Source organism: Novosphingobium album (ex Liu et al. 2023) (genome assembly GCF_029076845.1).
Taxonomy (GTDB): Bacteria; Pseudomonadota; Alphaproteobacteria; order Sphingomonadales; family Sphingomonadaceae; genus Novosphingobium.
Genome location: NZ_JARESE010000086.1, coordinates 1 through 2,417 on the forward strand (window position 1 = coordinate 1; position 2,417 = coordinate 2,417).

2 protein-coding genes are annotated in these 2,417 nt (G+C 62.3%); one reads left to right on the top strand and one right to left on the bottom strand.

Annotated elements, in window-relative coordinates; genetic code table 11:
• Nucleotides 1-23 precede the first annotated feature (23 nt).
• Entirely contained in the window at nucleotides 24-416 is a 393-nt protein-coding gene (locus PYV00_RS22985) for a hypothetical protein (RefSeq protein WP_275230671.1), read from the bottom strand.
• A 491-nt stretch (nucleotides 417-907) separates the two neighbouring features.
• Between PYV00_RS22985 and PYV00_RS22990 the strand changes: the two genes are divergently transcribed.
• Nucleotides 908-2,044, top strand: coding sequence for a hypothetical protein (locus PYV00_RS22990; protein ID WP_275230672.1), 1,137 nt, complete (start codon nucleotides 908-910; stop codon nucleotides 2,042-2,044).
• The last annotated feature ends 373 nt before the right edge of the window (nucleotides 2,045-2,417 follow it).

Sequence of the window (2,417 nt, forward strand, 5' to 3'; positions counted from 1 at the left end):
CAACCCCAACGACATAGGGAATTTTAAGCGCCCACATCTGGGGAAGCTTCGGTGCCCGTTGACAGGTCGATCGCGACCGGGGTTAACGCATCCTCCCCTGCTTCGTCCGCGATGCGATTTAGAAGGTTGCGAAGCTGCACGTCAGGCGTGGGCAGCCGTGCCGTCGTGAGCGCATCGCCCACTTGGCTTCCGATCCTCAGCCATTCATCGCGCGACGTTCGGCGGCGGATGGCGTGGCTCGCCCTTGCCCAGGCGAGCGGATCATCGTCCAGCCGCGAACCGATCATGGCGCGAGCCGTCCCCGAGATGACGTACGGTCCACAGCGCCGACAGTCCTGCTGCAGACCATCGCCGCTGCGGCCGGTTGGGCCCTCGATACCGCAGACTACGCAGCTTCCCGTCACTTCTTCCAGCATCTCTTCTTGCCGTTAACGAGCTTCTGGCTACCGCTTAACCGGGCCTTCCGGAAGCTTCGACATACTCACGCCATGCTTGCCGCCGAGCCAGCGGATCCTGGCGCTGACGTCGACCACTCGTGTTCTGCGCGGTAGGGGACGCTTCCGGCGTTCAGAGCCACTGCGGTACGATCGGCGGCATCGGCGTGACCCATACCCGGTCATCCAGCGGAGCCTATCTGCTTCCATCAAGCGGACACTCGTTCATAAAGGGTCACCAGCGATGGGTGACACGTTGAGCGCCAGCGCCGAGCCCAGCTTCACAAGTGATGCAAGCAGAGGTCACCCGCGATCTCGGACATGGCGGAGCGTGAAGCACAGCCTAAACGATGACTTGTTTTGGGTCTCAGCTGCGGGGAGTACGCTTGTTTGTCTCCACGGTGGTGGCGGCGCCCCAAGAATGGGCATACGGTCGAGCCGATACGGGGCAAATCAACTGAGGGGGAGAGCAATTGGCCAACGAGCCCGGCAACCTGCTCATCGTCGGGGCCGGTTTCTCGTTCAACGCTGGCCTGCCGCTGGCGAGCGACTTCACCCGCGAACTCCTCGACGTGGGGAGGCTCAAGCTCGACGGCCCCAGTAACGGTCTGGTGAAATACATCCGCCACTTTGTCGACACGGCGTTCGGCGAGGGGAAGAGCAGGTCGGCCAAGCAGTGGCCGGAACTTGAAGACATGTTTACCCTGCTCGACCTCTCGGCCAATACTGGCCACCACCTCGGCCCACACTACTCCGCGGCCGACCTCAGGGTGGTACGCCGGGCGATCATCGTCCGGATGATTCGCATGCTGTCGCAAACCTACAAGCGGCGGCAGCGCTCGCCCGACGACAACTGGCAGCTGCTCGAGACGCTCTTTCGGGACTTTGACGGCGAAACTACTGCGGTGCTCAGCATGAACTGGGACACGGTGTTTGAGCAGGGGCTCGCCCGCACGCAGTCAGTCCGCAATATCGACTACGGCTGCTCGGCGCGCCCCCACACCTTCGAACGTGGAAAGCTCAAGCGGCGCGTTACCTCGGGAGATGCCGCTCGGATCCTGAAGCCGCACGGCTCAGTGAACTGGCTGTACTGTGACGCGTGCCGCGAGACAGTCTGGGTTCCGCCAAGCGAGAGCCTGAAGGTCGCAAGCACCCTCTTTCGGACCCGCGACTGGCAAACGCTGCTGGGAGGTAAGGTCCCGTCGTCGGTGGAGACGCTGAGCCCGCCGTGCCCTAACTGCGAAGCCAACGCGCTCGGCACCCGCTTTGCCACCTTCAGCTACCGCAAGGCGCTTGACTTCCCCATGCACGCGGCGAGCTGGCGGACGGCCGAGATCTACCTGAAGAAAAGCGTGGATTGGGTGTTTTTCGGCTACTCGATGCCGTCCGCCGACTTCGAGTTCAAGCATTTGCTCAAGCGGGTCCAGCTGACCGAGTCGGAACGGCCGCGCATCACTGTCATCACGGGCGGGACGGACGCCGACGCGACGGTGGAACGGTTCTACCGCTTCTTCGGACGGGTGCCGAAGGAGAGATGGGACTTCAGGGATGGACTGACGTCGGAAGTCATTCAGCACCTGCGCGACATCGAGGTGCTCCGTCCCGTATGAAGAGGCAATCCCGACCACGGCTAGGCGGACGCGTCGGCCTTCCACTTACCGGCGGCAGCGGACTGGCAGTTTTTAGCGATCTAATCGAGAAGAGCTGCCAAGCGGCCGCAGCCTTGATTGAGCTGAGGTCATGAGCCTAATCGTCACTGGCATCATAATTGTCTTATCGTCGCTGCCGACGGCTTCTGGGCAAGCTCCGCTAACCGCTTTAGGCGTCACCGGTAACGATCGCGGTTAGTTCGGCGTAGGACGCTGTCATCGCGCCGAGCAGCTTGTCATAGATGTTCTGCAAGCTGCTGTTGGCTGCATGGCCTGCTGCCGGTTTGGCGGACACCGAGATAGGCTCATTTAGGCTACCCCAGCTTCTCGCTCG

What these genes read in the sequence shown, in the direction of transcription:
- PYV00_RS22985 (WP_275230671.1), bottom strand. Translation starts at nt 416, where the DNA reads ATGCTGGAAGAAGTGACGGGAAGCTGCGTAGTCTGCGGTATCGAGGGC.